The sequence below is a fragment of the Blautia argi genome (assembly GCF_003287895.1).
Lineage (GTDB): Bacteria > Bacillota > Clostridia > Lachnospirales > Lachnospiraceae > Blautia > Blautia argi.
Window position 1 is genome coordinate 2,827,479 of the sequence record NZ_CP030280.1, and the last position, 15,894, is coordinate 2,843,372.

General features: G+C 39.6%; 15 protein-coding genes, 7 tRNA genes and 1 pseudogene. 4 read left to right on the forward strand and 19 right to left on the reverse strand.

Going from position 1 to position 15,894, the window contains the following annotated elements; translation table 11 throughout:
* Window positions 1-32 precede the first annotated feature (32 nt).
* A complete protein-coding gene (locus tag DQQ01_RS13710; protein ID WP_111920472.1) occupies window positions 33-680 on the reverse strand; it encodes a Crp/Fnr family transcriptional regulator in 648 nt (215 codons plus the stop codon).
* A 91-nt stretch (window positions 681-771) separates the two neighbouring features.
* On the opposite strand from DQQ01_RS13710, the gene DQQ01_RS13715 reads away from it, so the two are divergent.
* Both DQQ01_RS13715 and DQQ01_RS13720 read left to right on the forward strand, forming a co-directional pair.
* Window positions 772-1,488 carry an ATP-binding protein gene (locus DQQ01_RS13715; protein ID WP_111920473.1) on the forward strand — a complete coding sequence of 239 codons (717 nt, stop codon included), beginning with the start codon at window positions 772-774 and terminating at the stop codon, window positions 1,486-1,488.
* 197 nt (window positions 1,489-1,685) lie between these two features.
* A complete protein-coding gene (locus DQQ01_RS13720) occupies window positions 1,686-2,123 on the forward strand; it encodes a cupin domain-containing protein (RefSeq protein ID WP_111920474.1) in 438 nt (145 codons plus the stop codon).
* Window positions 2,124-2,204: 81 nt separating this feature from the next.
* Here DQQ01_RS13720 and DQQ01_RS13725 read toward each other — a convergent pair whose 3' ends face one another.
* The 6 genes and pseudogenes from DQQ01_RS13725 to DQQ01_RS13750 all read right to left on the reverse strand — a co-directional run bounded on the left by DQQ01_RS13725 (window position 2,205) and on the right by DQQ01_RS13750 (window position 8,899).
* A complete protein-coding gene (locus DQQ01_RS13725) occupies window positions 2,205-2,729 on the reverse strand; it encodes a DUF6512 family protein (protein ID WP_111920475.1) in 525 nt (174 codons plus the stop codon).
* A gap of 221 nt (window positions 2,730-2,950) precedes the next feature.
* Window positions 2,951-3,913, reverse strand: coding sequence for a carbohydrate kinase family protein (locus DQQ01_RS13730; RefSeq protein ID WP_111920476.1), 963 nt, complete (start codon window positions 3,911-3,913; stop codon window positions 2,951-2,953).
* Window positions 3,913-5,395: pseudogene (locus tag DQQ01_RS18260) on the reverse strand (glycoside hydrolase family 32 protein). The gene DQQ01_RS13730 and the pseudogene DQQ01_RS18260 overlap by 1 nt, the downstream one beginning before the upstream one ends.
* A 35-nt stretch (window positions 5,396-5,430) precedes the next feature.
* Complete coding sequence (locus DQQ01_RS13740) at window positions 5,431-7,044, reverse strand: type 2 periplasmic-binding domain-containing protein (RefSeq protein ID WP_111920477.1); 1,614 nt, start codon at window positions 7,042-7,044, stop codon at window positions 5,431-5,433.
* Window positions 7,045-7,069: 25 nt separating this feature from the next.
* Window positions 7,070-7,936: a carbohydrate ABC transporter permease gene (locus DQQ01_RS13745; protein WP_111920962.1), complete on the reverse strand. Its 867-nt coding sequence runs from the start codon at window positions 7,934-7,936 to the stop codon at window positions 7,070-7,072.
* A 42-nt stretch (window positions 7,937-7,978) separates the two neighbouring features.
* Window positions 7,979-8,899 carry an ABC transporter permease gene (locus tag DQQ01_RS13750; RefSeq protein ID WP_111920478.1) on the reverse strand — a complete coding sequence of 307 codons (921 nt, stop codon included), beginning with the start codon at window positions 8,897-8,899 and terminating at the stop codon, window positions 7,979-7,981.
* A 306-nt stretch (window positions 8,900-9,205) separates the two neighbouring features.
* Here DQQ01_RS13750 and DQQ01_RS13755 point away from each other — a divergent pair, with 306 nt between their 5' ends.
* Complete coding sequence (locus DQQ01_RS13755) at window positions 9,206-10,276, forward strand: LacI family DNA-binding transcriptional regulator (protein ID WP_111920479.1); 1,071 nt, start codon at window positions 9,206-9,208, stop codon at window positions 10,274-10,276.
* Window positions 10,277-10,353: 77 nt separating this feature from the next.
* On the opposite strand, the gene DQQ01_RS13760 is transcribed toward DQQ01_RS13755, so the two are convergent.
* Entirely contained in the window at window positions 10,354-11,550 is a 1,197-nt protein-coding gene (locus tag DQQ01_RS13760) for an MFS transporter (protein ID WP_111920480.1), read from the reverse strand.
* A gap of 135 nt (window positions 11,551-11,685) precedes the next feature.
* Here DQQ01_RS13760 and DQQ01_RS13765 point away from each other — a divergent pair.
* A tRNA-Leu gene (locus tag DQQ01_RS13765) sits at window positions 11,686-11,766 on the forward strand.
* Here the strand turns inward: DQQ01_RS13765 and DQQ01_RS13770 are convergent.
* The 11 genes from DQQ01_RS13770 to yfcE all read right to left on the reverse strand — a co-directional run bounded on the left by DQQ01_RS13770 (window position 11,748) and on the right by yfcE (window position 15,850).
* Window positions 11,748-12,050 carry a hypothetical protein gene (locus DQQ01_RS13770; RefSeq protein ID WP_207657630.1) on the reverse strand — a complete coding sequence of 101 codons (303 nt, stop codon included), beginning with the start codon at window positions 12,048-12,050 and terminating at the stop codon, window positions 11,748-11,750. The two genes, DQQ01_RS13765 and DQQ01_RS13770, sit on opposite strands and share 19 nt — an antisense overlap.
* A gap of 133 nt (window positions 12,051-12,183) precedes the next feature.
* A tRNA-Lys gene (locus tag DQQ01_RS13775) sits at window positions 12,184-12,256 on the reverse strand.
* 15 nt (window positions 12,257-12,271) lie between these two features.
* Window positions 12,272-12,343 (reverse strand) — tRNA-Gln (locus tag DQQ01_RS13780).
* 19 nt (window positions 12,344-12,362) lie between these two features.
* Window positions 12,363-12,436 (reverse strand) — tRNA-His (locus tag DQQ01_RS13785).
* A 20-nt stretch (window positions 12,437-12,456) separates the two neighbouring features.
* A tRNA-Arg gene (locus DQQ01_RS13790) sits at window positions 12,457-12,530 on the reverse strand.
* 23 nt (window positions 12,531-12,553) lie between these two features.
* A tRNA-Gly gene (locus tag DQQ01_RS13795) sits at window positions 12,554-12,624 on the reverse strand.
* 28 nt (window positions 12,625-12,652) lie between these two features.
* Window positions 12,653-12,727 (reverse strand) — tRNA-Pro (locus DQQ01_RS13800).
* A 288-nt stretch (window positions 12,728-13,015) separates the two neighbouring features.
* Window positions 13,016-13,495: a metallophosphoesterase family protein gene (locus tag DQQ01_RS13805; protein WP_111920482.1), complete on the reverse strand. Its 480-nt coding sequence runs from the start codon at window positions 13,493-13,495 to the stop codon at window positions 13,016-13,018.
* A 38-nt stretch (window positions 13,496-13,533) separates the two neighbouring features.
* Window positions 13,534-14,133: an XTP/dITP diphosphatase gene (locus tag DQQ01_RS13810; protein ID WP_111920483.1), complete on the reverse strand. Its 600-nt coding sequence runs from the start codon at window positions 14,131-14,133 to the stop codon at window positions 13,534-13,536.
* Window positions 14,130-15,308 (reverse strand): THUMP domain-containing class I SAM-dependent RNA methyltransferase, encoded by a 1,179-nt coding sequence (locus tag DQQ01_RS13815; RefSeq protein WP_111920484.1) that lies wholly within the window; start codon window positions 15,306-15,308, stop codon window positions 14,130-14,132. The genes DQQ01_RS13810 and DQQ01_RS13815 overlap by 4 nt, the downstream gene beginning before the upstream one ends.
* The gene (gene yfcE / locus DQQ01_RS13820; RefSeq protein ID WP_111920485.1) at window positions 15,308-15,850 is read right to left on the reverse strand and encodes a phosphodiesterase; all 543 of its coding nucleotides are present in this window, start codon (window positions 15,848-15,850) and stop codon (window positions 15,308-15,310) included. Before yfcE ends, DQQ01_RS13815 begins: the two co-directional genes overlap by 1 nt.
* Window positions 15,851-15,894: the final 44 nt, after the last annotated feature.

The window sequence follows — 15,894 nt, forward strand, 5'->3', positions numbered from 1 at the left end:
TAAGCACCTATTGTATCAATTCAAAGTATTAATCAATCTTTTAATAAAAACTGATTCTTATTATACTCAATGAGTCCATCTTTTTGCATTTTAGAAAGCTCGTTGCACATGGTACTGCGGTCAACATTCAGATAATCTGCCAACTGTTGGCGGTTATATGGAATGAGAAAAGAATTACCTCCAAATTGTTTCGCACATTCTGAAAAATAAGACATTAATCGCCCACGTATAGATTTAGAACTGGTATGTTGAATCCTTTGGGAAAGTTGAAGACTTTTGTGCGCACAAACAGTCAACAAATTCTGTACAAGTTTTGTGTGAAAGATACAGGATTTGGAGCAGGTAGTCAGAACACGCCCTACATTTATAAATAATGCAGAAGTATCTTCTGCAGCAGACACTGTAACCAACATTGGTTGACCTGGAATACAGGCATATACTTCGCCAAATACAGAACCAGGGGCAACATTTCCCAAAACACTGCTATTTCCCCAAATATCATTGCACGATATCATCACCATGCCAGAGAGCACAATTCCTATATTTTCCGTGATACTTCCTTCTGAAAGGATCACTTCACCTTTTTTGTAGCTGTGCTCTGTAGCGTTAAGACAATTCAAAAGGTTTGTAATTTCAGCTGCTTCTAATCCGCGGAATAGTTGTGTATTAGATAAATTCACATTTTCTCCCTTCTGTTGTTATAACAACATACTTTGATTTTTAATTATATTATAATAACATTGGAAATACAAGAGAAAGGATGGATTTAGAATGATTCGTAAAATTATTCAGATAGATGAACAAAAATGTAACGGCTGTGGTGCTTGTGCTGAAGCATGTCATGAAGGTGCAATCGGCATGGTGAATGGAAAAGCAAGACTTCTGCGAGATGACTATTGTGATGGTCTGGGCGACTGCCTACCCACCTGCCCGACCGGCGCGATTTCCTTTGTGGAACGGGAAGCCGCCGCCTATAACGAAAAGGCTGTGCAGGAAAATATGAGAAAAAAGAAAGAACAGAGCCGTACTTCTGCTGACGTTCATGAGGGATGTCCTGGCAGCCGGATGCAGCGCCTTCAACATATGCAGGAATCAGCATCTCCCACTCAGGCACAGACCGCTTCACAGCTGGGACAGTGGCCCTGCCAAATCAAGCTGGTTCCGGTCAACGCCCCTTACTTTAACGGGGCTAAGTTGTTGATCGCGGCTGATTGCAGCGCATACGCCTACGCCAGAATGCACGAGGATTTTATGCGCGGGAAGATTACGCTGATCGGCTGCCCCAAGCTGGACAGTGTGGACTACAGCGAAAAGCTGACACAAATTATTCAAAACAACGACATCCAAAGCATGACCATTGTACGAATGGAAGTGCCTTGTTGCGGCGGACTTAAACTGGCGGCTAAAAAAGCTTTGCAAGCCAGTGGAAAATTCATTCCCTGGCAGGTCATCAACATCTCTGTTGATGGTAGGATTGACTTTGAATGACGGACATGTGTAAATGACAGCGTTTTTCCATTCCTACAAATATAATGCTTCTTTTGCCAATTACAGCCTTGCATCATTATACGCTGTGAAGGATATCTTCCTCGGTGTGTATCGTATGGAAGATGACAGCTGACATTGTATCCAAACGATCGAAAGACACATATACTAATACTGACACTATAGCAAGAGGTATCGTTATGCGAAATTGCAATCTGGGTGAGCATCCCAAGATCCGTGACTACGGCTCTGAACCGTTTGTTTTTAATATCAGACACGCAACCAATATAAATCATAACTTCCGCACGACACTTTGGACGGGGCAGGATATGCAGTTGACTTTGATGTGCATACCCGCATGTGGTGACATCGGTGTAGAAATACACCCCGACGTAGACCAATTCATTCGAGTGGAGAGTGGCAAAGCCAAAGTTTATATGGGTAGTTGCCGAAATCATTTGCAAGAACAGGCGTGCGTGGACGAAAATTTTGCAATTCTTATCCCCGCAGGTACGTGGCACAATATCGTCAATATAGGAGTTTGTCCGTTAAAACTCTATTCGCTCTACGCTCCGCCTCAGCATCCTTATGGTACGGTGCATCGCACGAAAGAAGATGCTGAACGCGAAGAACATTGATGCCATATGCATTCATTAGAATTGACGAGTACAGTAACAACGCTTAACATTAAGGAGAACACGCTAAAATTCATAACAAAATTAAAAACCATATGTTTTGCTGACAGGATCCTGAAAGAACGGAATCTCTGGCGGATAAAAGGTAAATACAAAGAATACAATGCCGCTAATACAAAGTATTACAAAGGCATATTCCGAAGGAATTCTGCACGTTTTGTTTCCCAGGAACATTTTGGTTTCTACTAAATACACCAATCCTGCCACTCCAAAAAAGATAACAATATTAAACCAATCCAGGGACTCTCCTATGATACCTGTGTAGGTGTAATATAGTGTGGGGATTAGTGCCATACCTGTTAATATACCTTTCAGTTTTATGCACCAAAATCGGGCGTATTCCTTCCCCCAAAAACTGTATTCAAAGAGAGCATATACAAGCATGGGAAAAAACAATAGTTTTATGTGTTCCCATATCGATTCATTCACCGGGGAGACAAGTGCCGCTACGATGCTTTCATTTGTCAAATCAAAAAGAAAATGAAAAGCCGTTCCTATAATAGCAGTAAAAGCAAAGCCTGCAATCTGCCAGTTGATGATTTTTTTCATATACCAGTACCTCATATATATTTTCTACAAACTAGTATATGTCTTTTACGCCAAAAACTTTCTACCAAAAAAATGAATTCCTTTTTATCAAAAGACACCTAAATGGTGTCTTTTGGTGCGAATTTTATTGTCACAGATGGGGTTTCTTTCTTTTGCCTCTTTCCGATAGCTATAAATTTTTGTTTATGTGTATGATAGCGATACTCCAACATCGCTCTTTCTTACTGCATATATTCTAAAACTTCTTCTTTATCCGGCATTACACGTAAAGCGCCTTTCCGTGTGGTTATAATGGAGGCACCAGCGTTGGCAAATACCAGCATCTCATGCAAATCTTTTTCTGTTAAGTTCTCTAGACCCTTTTCAAGTATGGTTCCCAAAACACAGCCCATAAAGGTATCGCCAGCCCCTGTTGTTTCAATAGTATTAGGATTCAAAAAAGCTTTTACTTCTATCATATGTCCTTTATAGTAAGCTCTGCTTCCATCTTTCCCCATAGAAACAAAGATTAAAGGAATCTGGTATCGTTCACAAATCCAACGTACACCCTCTGTATAATTCTTTTTTCCTGTCAGCCATATAATCTCATTATCAGAGATTTTAAGAATATCACAGTTTTTCAGCCCCCACAGCACCTGCCCTCTTGCTTCATCCATGTTTTTCCAAAGCGGTGGACGCAAATTTGGATCAAAAGAAATTATACAATCAGACTTTCGTGCAATCTGTACCGCTTTTTTTGTAGCTGCCCTCACTCCTTCATGTGTCATAGACAGCGTGCCAAAATGAAACATACGTGAATTAGCAATGAGATTTTCCGGCACTTCATCTTCTGTAAGCATCATATCTGCCCCCGGATTCCGATAAAAAGAAAAATCTCTGTCTCCATCTTCTAAGGTATGTACAATAGCTAATGTAGTATGAATCTTTTCATCCACAAGAAGGAAGCCATTCTCTATTCCTACTTCTTCAATAGCTACTTTTAGTTGCCTTCCAAATATGTCATTTCCTACTTTTCCAACAAAAGCGGTTTTATAACCAAGTTTAGAGAGCATGGCAAGAACATTACAAGGAGCCCCTCCTGGATTTGCCTCAAATAAAGGGTTTCCTTGTTTACTAAAACCATTTTCCGTAAAATCAATCAACAGTTCTCCCATAGCTGTTACATCATATTTTTTCATACGCATTATTCCTGCAAATCGTATTTTATAACATTCATTTTTACCTTGCCTTCTGTTAAAAAGGTAATGCCCTCTGCTGCTGGATCTGTATAAAGAGTTGCGGATAATACTTGCTCGCCATGATTGACAAATACTTCCACACTATACTGATCCAAAATAACCCTCATTTCCAATTTTCCATTATAACTATTTACCTGGCACTTTCTCTCATGCACTGTATCTTTGCTTGCACCGGAAAACTTTCTATCAATCTCCAAAAGAGATTCTTGGGGCCAGAAGCATACAGATGTATAGTGTTCCTCATTTTGAGCAAACTGAAGCATAAATTTTTTATAAGAATCTTCCCCTGCACTAAGTTCTAATTCAAGGTCAATTTTTCTTCCTTTTATTCCTTCCAGCTTCATAGTTCCTTCAACAGTAACATCATGGTACACAACTTTCTCTTCTCGCAGCTCTTCCAATTCTCTAATCGGCCATTGATATAATCTTCCATTTTTAACAGAAATTTCCCTAGGAAGACTCATTTGCCCAAACCACTTTTTCTCTGGAGAATAAAACCCAACCGTATCCCAATTCTGCATCCAGCCAATCATAATCCTTCTTCCATCTGGCGCTATAACAGTCTGAGGAGCATAGAAATCAATTCCATAATCAATAGCATGGTTACTTTCTTCTTTAAAGGTATTTGTACTTTTATCTAAATCCCCAACGAAACAAACTGTACCGTTACCATTGTGATATTCTAATCCTTTTCCCTGCATATACTGAGGACTCACAAGCAAAATATATTTTCCATCCAGTTCAAAAAAAATCCGGACATTCCCACATTTTTCCAAACCGATTTCTGTTTTCAGCCAACACACTTACAAATTCCCACTTGAACCCATCCAGACTGGAATAAAGCAAAATCTGACCACTTCCATCTGCAGGACGGTTTCCTACTACACAGGCAAAACTTCCATCTTCTTTTTTCCAAACTTTTGGGTCTCTGAAATCCACTTTGCTGCTGCCTTCAGGTATATGCTTTTCATCCAGTACGGGATTATTTTCATACTTTTCATAATTCGTACCATCTCCTACAGCAATACACTGAGTTTGAATTTCACAGTCCGTTCCGTCCTCCTGTGCTTTACGGGCTACCCCCGTATAAATCAAAAGTTGACGCCCATCCGGCAGCGCAATAGCACTGCCGGAAAAACATCCTTCCTTATCATAATTCTCATCAGGAGCCAAAGCAGCCGGAACATATTCCCAATGAAGTAAATCATCGCTTACTGCATGTCCCCAATGCATAGAATTCCATCTAGTATCATATGGATAATACTGATAAAACATATGATACTTCCCTTTGTAATAAGAGAATCCATTTGGATCATTCATCCACCCTGTACGCGGTGAAAAATGAAATGCCGGTCTTTCCTCTTTTTTTATTACTTTTTCAGCTATTTCTTCATATTTTCTTGCCTTACACAACATCTGACTTGTCATAAAACTCTCCTTAACCCTATCCTTGCCACAAGCAATTACTTTGCAAGATAATCATCGAGGTATTTCTGTTTAATCTCAAGATATTTTTCCAGTCCTAAATCATTCAGTTTCTGAATGTATTCATCCCACTGGTCTTCCACTCCACCATTTAAAATCCAGTCTGCCTTTTTCTGTTCTGCATATTGTTTGATATCTGTTTCATATCTTGCCACAGCTTCTGCATCTTCCTGACTCATAAATACATTTGGATATACCATATCATATTTCATATCTGAAACATAACTTTTCACTGCTTCCATTCGTTCCTGTGCGTCAGAAGGACAAGTTGTATATACATCATAGTAACTATCTAACACTGCAAGTGGTCCTCCAACCATCTGCTGCACACGAACATCATACGGAGATTCATCTACAATTTCCAAATGCTTCAGTGTTCCTTCTTCTGTCATCTCGAAAACATTGGATTTTCCCTCTTCACCGTAAGTACCCCAGTTATTCTGTACAGATTGAACAGGGTCATACATTAAGTCAATCCACTTAGCTGCCAATTCTTGATTTACACATGCACTGGTAATAACACAACGTCCTGTTTGAAAACCTCCATCTGCACTTCCACTCTGGCGAACTGCATTTACAATACCATCTGGACCTTCTAATGCGGGAAGCGGAATATAATCATCCGGATTCGATGCAATGCTTAAAATATCCCATCCAAAGAACAAACCATATCTTCCATTTTTGCCTTTTGCTGTGTAAGTAGCATAATCCTGTGTATATGCCTCTGGATCAATGAGATTTTCTTCCTGTAATTCGTGTAACCATGCAATTCCTTTTTTATATCCTTCGTCAGTTACAGAATAAAGCACTTCGTTCTTTTCATTCACCATAATATGATCTGCATTATCCCCATAACCAAATGCTCCCAGAATAAATCCAAGATCTTCATTTCCACCATTGATTCTACAGGACATAGGAATTACTCCTTGTACGTTTCCCGGATTCTTATCTCTAAACGCAATCAGTACCTTTTTCAAATCTTCAGTGGTTTTGGGAACTTCTAATCCTAATTCATCCAGCCATGTTTTATTAATATACGGCATACCACCAATCGCCTGAATTGCTTCTTTTCCTACTCCCAGCTGCTCAATCCATGGGAAAGAATAAATATGTCCATCTGGCGCTGTAATCAATTTAGTATATTCAGGATTTTCATCCAAAATTTTTTTCAGATTCGGCATATAATCCTCAATCATATTCTCCACAGGAACAATCACACCCTGTTTGGCATATTTCAAAAGATCTACGTTTCCCATATCTGCGTTAAATACAATGTCTGGAAGTGAATCTTTTTTTGCCAAAGCCAGGTTTCGTTTATCAACAAACTGGTCTTCCACATAACATGTCCAATCAATATCCACATTTGTTTTTTCCTTAATTCTTTGGAAAATCAACTTTTCTTCTGGATTCTGAGTAGAGATAGCTGCTGCTTTTGTCATCACTTTTAAAGAAGCTGATTCTTCCAATGGAAATGACACATCAGTCAAGATTTTCTGTTTTTCTTCTCCCTTTTTACCGCATCCTGCTAAAGAAACCAGAGAAACACCTACTAATGCTATACAAATTAATTTTTGAATTTTTTTATTCTTCATTTTCAATCTTTTCCTCCACACATTTTTAACCTTTTACAGAGCCAACCATAACACCTTTATCAAAATATTTCTGAAAAAATGGATACATAAGCAATAATGGCAAACTTGACACTACAATAGTGGCATATTTTAATTGCTCTGCTATTTTTGACATTTCAGCCGCACTTTGAATATCTGCTACCATACCAGGATCTGGTGTGTTCTGAATCAAAATTGAGCGTAATACGAGCTGCAATGGTTGTAAAGATGCATCCTCCAGATATATCATTGCATCAAAATAACTATTCCACATTCCAACAAACTGCCATAAGAAAATAACAGCAATAATAGGTTTACATACCGGAAGCAATATTTTAAAGAAATGAATGACCTCTGAAGCACCGTCTACTGCTGAAGCCTCTCTTAGCTCTGTTGGCAATGACTGATAATAAGTCCGCACCAGAATGATATTCCACACATTTACTGCTCCTGGCAAAATCAATGCCCAAATTGTATCAATCATCCCCAAATTACTAATCAGCAAATAAGTCGGCATTAATCCTCCACCAAAAAACATGGTAATTAAATATACTGTATTAATAAATTTTCTTCCTACCAGTTCCTTTTTAGACAGCGGGTATGCTGCGAGCAATGTAATAAAAACAGAAAATGTCGCAAAAATCAAAGAGTAAATCAAAGAATTTAAAAATCCTCTCCAAATCATTTGATTATCAAACACTCTCTGATATCCACTTAAAGACCATTTAGAAAAATCAAAGGTAATTCCCTGGCTGTTTAAAACATTAGGATCCATAAAGGAGGCAATCACTACAAAAACCAATGGAATGATAATCAGTAAGACAAATAAACCTAATAACAGATATCCGCTGCCCAGCAAAATTTTATCTTTCATTGACAGCTTTGAAAACTTTCTATTCACTTACCACACCTCCTCCTATAATCCTTCGCCTTCGTTAAACTTTTTGACAATAGCATTCACTAAAACAAGCAAAATTACATTTATGACAGAATTAAACAATCCTACTGCTGTTGAAAAGCTATAATCTCCCATCTGTAAACCTAATTTATATACATATGTTGGAAGAATTTCAGATGCCGGAAGATTCATGGAGGTCTGTAATGCAAACGCTTTTTCAAAACCAAGGCTCATAATGTTTCCTGCCTGTAAGATAAACTGGATTACAATAATTGGTTTAATGGCCGGAATATCTACATTCATAACCTGCTGAAAAATATTTGCCCCATCCATAATTGCCGCTTCTGTTAATTCTGTACTCGCATTTGCTAATGCTGCAGTGTACATAATGGAAGCCCAGCCTGCACCCTGCCAGATTCCTGACGCAATATAAATAGTCCTGAAAGCCTCAGGCATTGTCATGAAATTAATAGATGTCCCTAACAGCTTATTTACTGGTCCTACAGGTGATAAGAAAATAAAAATCATACCACATAATACGATAACAGAAATAAAATTAGGCGCATACAGAATAAGCTGTATTTTCTTCTGAATCGCTTTTTTTCTAATACGGTTCAGTAATAATGCCAGTATAATCGGTACCGGGAATCCCCACAACAGCCCGTACACACTAACCTTTAACGTATTCACCAGATAGTTCATAAAATCCGGCGAAGAAAGGAATCTTTGAAAATGTTCAAGTCCAACCCATGCACTACCAAAAATCCCCTGCATGGGATTATAATCTTCAAAAGCAATCAAGATTCCACCCATAGGAATATACTTAAAAATAATCGTCAGCAAAAATGCGGGTAATGTGAATATCACATATAATTGCCAGTTCTGTCTTATGTATTTCCATTTACAATTACGCTTGGCCCGGCTTACTTTCTTTTGCATAGTATAAACATCTCCTCCTTTTACATTTGCACACTAAATTGTTTCTTTTGAATAATTTTTGTGCATAATCACTACTTGTTTTGGAATTCCAATTCATTTTGTAGTTGTATATTAACACATAGTCTTTCATGTGTCAATATATTTTGCACCTTTTATTTATGTATTTGCACATTTATTATATGTGCATTTGCACCTATATTTATATTTCAAAACATATCTTACACTTTGATTTATTTTTAAAGTTTACATTTGACACTTTTATTATTTTGGTTTATTATTCAAATATCACTATAAAGGAGACTATATATGAAAAAAAGAATTACCATTCAAGATATAGCAGACGCATTAGGATTATCCCGCAACACAATTTCAAAGGCTTTAAATGGTACTGGATGTGTTGCTTCAGATACAAAAGATTTAATATTCCAAAAAGCTACCGAATTAGGATATAAACAGTTCAGCCTGTTACAGGATGCAGAATATGAATGTGATAAAACAATTACAAACCGCGAGATTGCTTTATTCACAAAATCTGTTCCCGGTTCCCAGTATCTAAGCTCTACATTACTGGATTCTTTCCAAAAAAAAATCAGCGCTCTGGGTTACCGGCTAACTATTTATGTACTCCGTGACACCATAATTTCTTCCTGTTCTCTCCCTGAAAATTTTAATGCAGATTCCACAGATGCCATTTTAATTCTGGAGTTATTTGATGAAACATACACTAATTTCTTATGCAATCTTGAAACGCCAACTTTATTTGTAGATTCCTTTGCGAATCCCCAAAATAAAACCATCGCTTCTGATATCCTATATATGGAAAACAAAAGCAGCACTTACCATTTAATTACACACCTTTTAAACACAGGATGCAAAAAAATAGGTTATGTTGGGGATTATTTACATTGCCAGTCCTTTTTTGAAAGATGGTACGGATACAAAGAAGCAATGCACACAAATTCTTGCAGTAATTACAAAGACTTTTGCATTCTTGAGAATGACTCTTCGCCATATAATAATCCTTCCTGGCTGGCCTCTAAAATCCAGTCCCTAAAGGAATTGCCCGATGCATTCTTCTGTGCTAATGATTTCCTTGCAATATGTACAATAAAAGCGCTAAAATCATTGAATTACAAGCTACCAGATGATATAAAAGTTGCCGGCTTTGATGATTCTCCCGAATCACAAATTGTTGAACCTCAATTAACAACCATATCTATAAAAGGAAAGGATATGGGCTATATCGCAACAAATCTATTATTAAACAGAATCAAATATCCTGATTCCCCTTTTACTGTTACTTATACACACACAGATATTATTTTACCGCGCTTCCACAAAAACTATACCTTAAACACGAAAATGCCTCTTGTCTAAAATCATTTAAACCAACAAAAAACATCAAAAGGATTTCTTGCCTACTCTTCCTTCGTGTATGGACAAGAAATCCTCTTTTATGCCATGTATTTTCTTTCCTCTTGTACTTTCTTGCATAAAAAAATCCCAATCATTAAAAGAACAGGGAATATCATAGCCATAAAAATTCCCACCTTTAAATTCTCTCCCGCCAGACTGGCAACACCTCCTACCAAAGCAGGACCTCCGGAGCACCCCAAATCACCTCCTAATGCCAGCAGAGCAAACATGGCAGTTCCTCCTCTTGGCAAAGCCCTGGCCGCCTTACTGAATGTACCGGGCCACATAATTCCAACAGACAGTCCGCAGACCGCGCAGGAAAGCAGGCTAACTACCGGAACAGGACTAAGCGAAATCCCCATATAGGAAGCAACGCAAAGCACACAGCTTATTCTCATAAAATGATCCAGAGAAATCCGCTCTCCGTATTTCCCGTAAAATACTCTGGACACCCCCATAAGAACTGCAAAAGCCATAGGTCCCGCCAAATCTCCCGCAGTTTTGGAAATCCCCAGCCCTTTCTCCGCAAAGGTAGACGCCCACTGGCTTACCGCCTGTTCACTGGCACCTGCACAAATCATCATAAGCAGCAATATCCAAAAAATCTTCATTCCAAATAATTCTTTAAGATGCAGCCCGGTTTCTCCCTCTTTTATTAAGGAAACCATAGGAACTCTGGTAAACACAAAAGCATTTGCCAGCGGAAGCAATGCCCATATTACTGCCAGAACCTTCCAGTTTTCGATTCCGAAAAAACAAAAAAACAGGGTGGACAGCAATACCACACCTACATGTCCCCAACAATAAAAAGAATGGAGCATGCTCATGGCTTTTTCTTTATTATCAGAAGGACATGCTTCTACCACTGGGCTTACCAGCACCTCCAAAAGACCGCCTCCAATGGCATACACCATTACGCCAATCAAAATACCTGCAAAGGCTGAAGGCAAAATTTCCGGTAATATTGGCAGCAGAAGAAGTCCTGATGCAGAAAACACATGCGCCATTACCATGGATATCCGATACCCGATTTTGTCTACAAAACCTACTGCAAACAAATCTACCAAAAGCTGTACTCCGAAATTAAAAGTCACCAGAATTGTAATCTGGGAAAGAGGAATCTGATAGCTTTGCTGAAAGGTTAAAAATAACAAAGGAACAAAGTTATTTACAATGGCCTGTACAATGTACGCAAGAAAGCAGGCAGTAATGGTTCTATCGTATCTATTCTTCATGCTTCTCTCTCTTTCTTATTTTATTCCATTGAATTATACCCTAATTTATATGTAAAAGAAAAGACTTTTGTATGTGAAAAGTATTTGACAAAATCGAAATAATATCATAAAATTATAGTGTTTGAGATTCCATACGCGGATATGGCGGAATTGGCAGACGCGCCAGATTTAGGTTCTGGTGTCCACGACGTGCAGGTTCAAGTCCTGTTATCCGCAGACTGAAACGGCAGAAAGCGCATAGGGAAAGCGTTTTCTGCCGTTCTTTTTACAGCAATATGGATTTTATTTATCGAATTGCACCTCCTGATAATATATTCCACAGCATCGCATACATACACATATACAGTAGAGATATCCCGTTCTCCAATGGCATATTCTCCCTCAGTTCCCACAAAGCTTCCCGGTGAAAGGGGATTTCCTTCTGCATCAAACACAACTGCCGCATACCTTGATTCCGGGTCGTTTATATTAAGAGAAATCTCAAAAGGTGTTTTTGTCACAGAGCGCATTTCCATTCCGCCGCAGTGGAATCCTCGCGAAGCGTTTTTGCTTTATAGGAAACGAACTTTCCTATAAAGAACAAAAAAATAGCCCAAATTCTTATATTCTAAGAATTTGAACTTCTTTCTTTAGTGAAGCATCGGGGATTCGAACCCCGGACAACTTGATTAAAAGTCAAGTGCTCTACCGACTGAGCTAATGCTCCATATATAATATTAAACTGGGCTAGCTGGATTCGAACCAGCGAGTGCAGGAGTCAAAGTCCTGTGCCTTACCGCTTGGCGATAGCCCAAGACCGCCTTACGGCTAAAGGTGGATAAAGGGATTCGAACCCTTGGCCTCCAGAGCCACAATCTGGCGCGCTAACCAACTGCGCTATACCCACCATATGCATTTGTATGCAAACGTGCTTGGAGGGATTCGAACCCCCGACCCACGGCTTAGAAGGCCGTTGCTCTATCCAGCTGAGCTACAAACACATCTCATGAAGAAGCTTCATGAAAGCGGGTGATGGGAATCGAACCCACATATCCAGCTTGGAAGGCTGGTGTTCTACCACTGAACTACACCCGCATAATCAAGTGTTTCTTATTTGAAACAGTCGGGGTGACAGGATTCGAACCTGCGACCTCCTGGTCCCAAACCAGGCGCTCTAGCCAAGCTGAGCCACACCCCGAAGTGTGTTGTTTCTTGTCTTCCGAACTCTCTTGCCCGGCGACGAAATATAATATACCATGACCTTCCAGAAAAGTCAACACCTTTTTTAAAATTTTTTCAACTTTTTTTTACAGGTTTATTGAAGCGTAAAACTCCACCTGCATATAGAAATTACTCCCGCAAAAACGTTTGATAAATTGCAGACTGATTTTTCGCCTGCCGGGAAATCTTTATATTCTCAAATGTCTTTATAAAATTTCCCGGTAAGCGCCTTTCTTCTGCAATGATGCAACTCCCTCCGACAGGCCTACAGATAATGAATGGTATAGTGTGCTTTTCCCTGTCTGTCGATTTCCATAATAAGAAAACTGGGTTTGCGTCCCAACTGTCTTGGATAAGACAGACTTCCTGGATTCAGCACCGTCAGATTTTCCTCGATTTCAAGATCCGGACGGTGGGTATGTCCATACATTACAATATCAATTTTTCGAAGCAAAGCCTCTTCCTTCAAACGGTCTGTGCCCACAGAAACACCATAATAATGCCCATGGGTAATCAAAATATGGTATTCTCCAATCCAGAATTCCTCTTCTCTTGGCAAATCCGAGAAAAAGTCATTATTTCCTGCCACCATATGTACCGGACAGCCTGCAATAACTTCTATGTAATCCTCCTGCCCTTCCACATCTCCCAGATGAATCAGGTGATCAAAAGGCCCATCTGTTTCCAGAACCCTTTCCAGATTGCTGGAATGCCCATGGGTATCGCTGACAATTAATATTTTCATATTGTTTTATCCTTCTTTTCCTAATACACTTTTCAGCATCAAAGCAAATGCTCTTTCTCCAGAAGTTCTTTCATCTTACGCAGGGCATTTCCTCTGTGGCTGAGGCTGTTTTTCTCTTCCGGCGGAAGTTCTGCGGTACTTACCCCTCTGTCCGGCAGATAAAAAATGGGGTCGTATCCAAAGCCATTCTCGCCCCGCTCTTCATATCCAATCATGCCTTCCACAGTTCCTCTTACCACCAGCTCTTTTCCGTTTGGGAAAACAGCCGCAATGGCACACACAAAACGGGCTGTTCGCTGTTCGTCCGGTACCCCCTCCAACCTGTCGATTAAATTCTGATTTTTTATACGGTAAGAGGTATCCTCTCCCATATAACGCGCAGAATAAATTCCTGGCTCTCCATTTAAGTAATCAATTTCCAGACCGGAATCATCAGCAAGAACCATTTCCCCTGCCAGACGACAAACCTCTCTTGCCTTAATCAGCGCATTCTCCTCAAAGCTTGTTCCGTCCTCCTCAATGTCTGCAGAAATCCCTGCCTGCTTCATAGAAAGAATTTCCAGGGGTAAATCTCCCAGAATTTCTCTGATTTCTTTCATTTTGTTTTCATTTCCGGTTGCAAAAATCATTCTTTTCATTGGTCGCTTCTCTCCTTTCCTTCCGGTCTGTCCTTCTTCCTGGGCGGTTTTGGGCCTAAAAACTGATAATAATAGGTTTTCATCATACCATTGTAGATTTTACGGTTTTTATCTGCCTTTCTTCCTATATAGCGCTCTGCATCTGCATAGGCTGTAATCAGATACATAGACCAGGAATCCAGTCCCGCAAAGCTCTTTCCAATGGTTTCATAAAGCGCAGGAAGATTTTCTCTCTCTTCGATACGCTCTCCGTAAGGCGGATTTGTCACCACAAATCCGTATTTTTTAGAATGTCTTAAATCCTTTACATCTCTTTGCTGAAAATGAATCAAATGTTCTACACCGGCTCTTTTGGCATTTTCCCTTGCTGCTTTTACAATTTCTCCGTCCAAATCATAGCCCTGGATATCGGTTTCAATATTAGGATTCATCAAATCCCTTGCCTCATCATGAACATTGTACCAGTATTTTCTGGAAATCAGATTTTTCCAGTCCTCAGAAAGAAAACTTCTGTTCATTCCCGGAGCAATATTTGCCGCCATCATAGCGGCTTCAATAGGAAAGGTTCCGCTACCGCAGAATGGATCGATCAAAATGCGCTCCTTATTCCAGGGCGTAAGCTTTAAAAGAGCTGCTGCCAGGGTTTCTGTAATAGGTGCCTTACTGGTAAGCTGACGATATCCTCTTTTATGCAGAGACAATCCTGTGGTATCGATACCGATGGTTGCTACATCTTTCATAAAGGCCACACGAACGGGGTAGGAAGGACCGTCCTCCTCAAACCATTCCACATGGTACACAGATTTCAGCCGTTCCACCATGGCTTTTTTCATAATAGACTGAATATCCGAGGGACTGAACAGCTTACTCTTTACAGAATTTGCTTTTGCTACCCAGAATTTCCCATTCAGAGGGATAAACTCTTCCCATGGAAGGGCTTTTGTTTTGTCAAACAATTCCTCAAATGTAGTAGCTTTTATCTTTGCAACTTTTAAAAGAATTCTCTCTGTGGTGCGAAGAAACACATTGGCTCTTACAATGGCGTCTGCGTCACCCCAGAACGTAACCTTTCCGTCCTCTACTTCGCTGATTTCATACCCCAAATCCTGAATTTCCCTCTTTAAAACCGCTTCCAATCCAAAATGACAGGGTGCAATTAATTCAAACGTTTTCATTAAAGTTTTAACTCCTTCACAATCTCTCCGTCAAATCCGCGGATACTGAACAGACCGTCCTCCAAAATTGCATATGTAGGAATATTTCCTTCCTTTGGTATGGACACAGAGCCTGGATTTAAAATGGTATACTCTTCTTTTTTCTCTGCTCGCAGCACATGAGTATGCCCATGGACAAAAATATCCCCTTTCTTCATTGGCGGAAGATGTTCTTCATTATATACATGTCCATGGCTGGCATAAATAGTTCTTTCCCCGTCCATGAGAATACAATAATCTGCCATAATCGGGAACTGCAACACCATCTGGTCTACCTCTGCATCACAATTTCCTCTCACAACATACAACTCTTCCTTTACCTCATTTAACATGGCAATGACCTGCTTTGGTGCATACTCCTTCGGCAAATCATTTCTTGGACCATGATAGAGCAAATCTCCCAGCAAAATCAAACGGTCTGCTTTTTCCTCTCTATATGCGTCCAGCATTTTCTTACAATAATACTGAGAGCCGTGAATATCTGATGCAAACATATATTTCATATTTTTGTTCTCCTTTATACCGGGGCCGCATAACACAGCCCCTC

Coding starts and splice junctions, on each gene's coding strand:
- DQQ01_RS13715 (WP_111920473.1), top strand. CDS start 772: ATGATTCGTAAAATTATTCAGATAGATGAACAAAAATGTAACGGCTGT.
- DQQ01_RS13720 (WP_111920474.1), top strand. CDS start 1,686: ATGCGAAATTGCAATCTGGGTGAGCATCCCAAGATCCGTGACTACGGC.
- DQQ01_RS13725 (WP_111920475.1), bottom strand. CDS start 2,729: ATGAAAAAAATCATCAACTGGCAGATTGCAGGCTTTGCTTTTACTGCT.
- DQQ01_RS13730 (WP_111920476.1), bottom strand. CDS start 3,913: ATGCGTATGAAAAAATATGATGTAACAGCTATGGGAGAACTGTTGATT.
- DQQ01_RS13740 (WP_111920477.1), bottom strand. CDS start 7,044: ATGAAGAATAAAAAAATTCAAAAATTAATTTGTATAGCATTAGTAGGT.
- DQQ01_RS13745 (WP_111920962.1), bottom strand. CDS start 7,936: ATGAAAGATAAAATTTTGCTGGGCAGCGGATATCTGTTATTAGGTTTA.
- DQQ01_RS13750 (WP_111920478.1), bottom strand. CDS start 8,899: ATGCAAAAGAAAGTAAGCCGGGCCAAGCGTAATTGTAAATGGAAATAC.
- DQQ01_RS13755 (WP_111920479.1), top strand. CDS start 9,206: ATGAAAAAAAGAATTACCATTCAAGATATAGCAGACGCATTAGGATTA.
- DQQ01_RS13760 (WP_111920480.1), bottom strand. CDS start 11,550: ATGAAGAATAGATACGATAGAACCATTACTGCCTGCTTTCTTGCGTAC.
- DQQ01_RS13805 (WP_111920482.1), bottom strand. CDS start 13,495: ATGAAAATATTAATTGTCAGCGATACCCATGGGCATTCCAGCAATCTG.
- DQQ01_RS13810 (WP_111920483.1), bottom strand. CDS start 14,133: ATGAAAAGAATGATTTTTGCAACCGGAAATGAAAACAAAATGAAAGAA.
- DQQ01_RS13815 (WP_111920484.1), bottom strand. CDS start 15,308: ATGAAAACGTTTGAATTAATTGCACCCTGTCATTTTGGATTGGAAGCG.
- yfcE (WP_111920485.1), bottom strand. CDS start 15,850: ATGAAATATATGTTTGCATCAGATATTCACGGCTCTCAGTATTATTGT.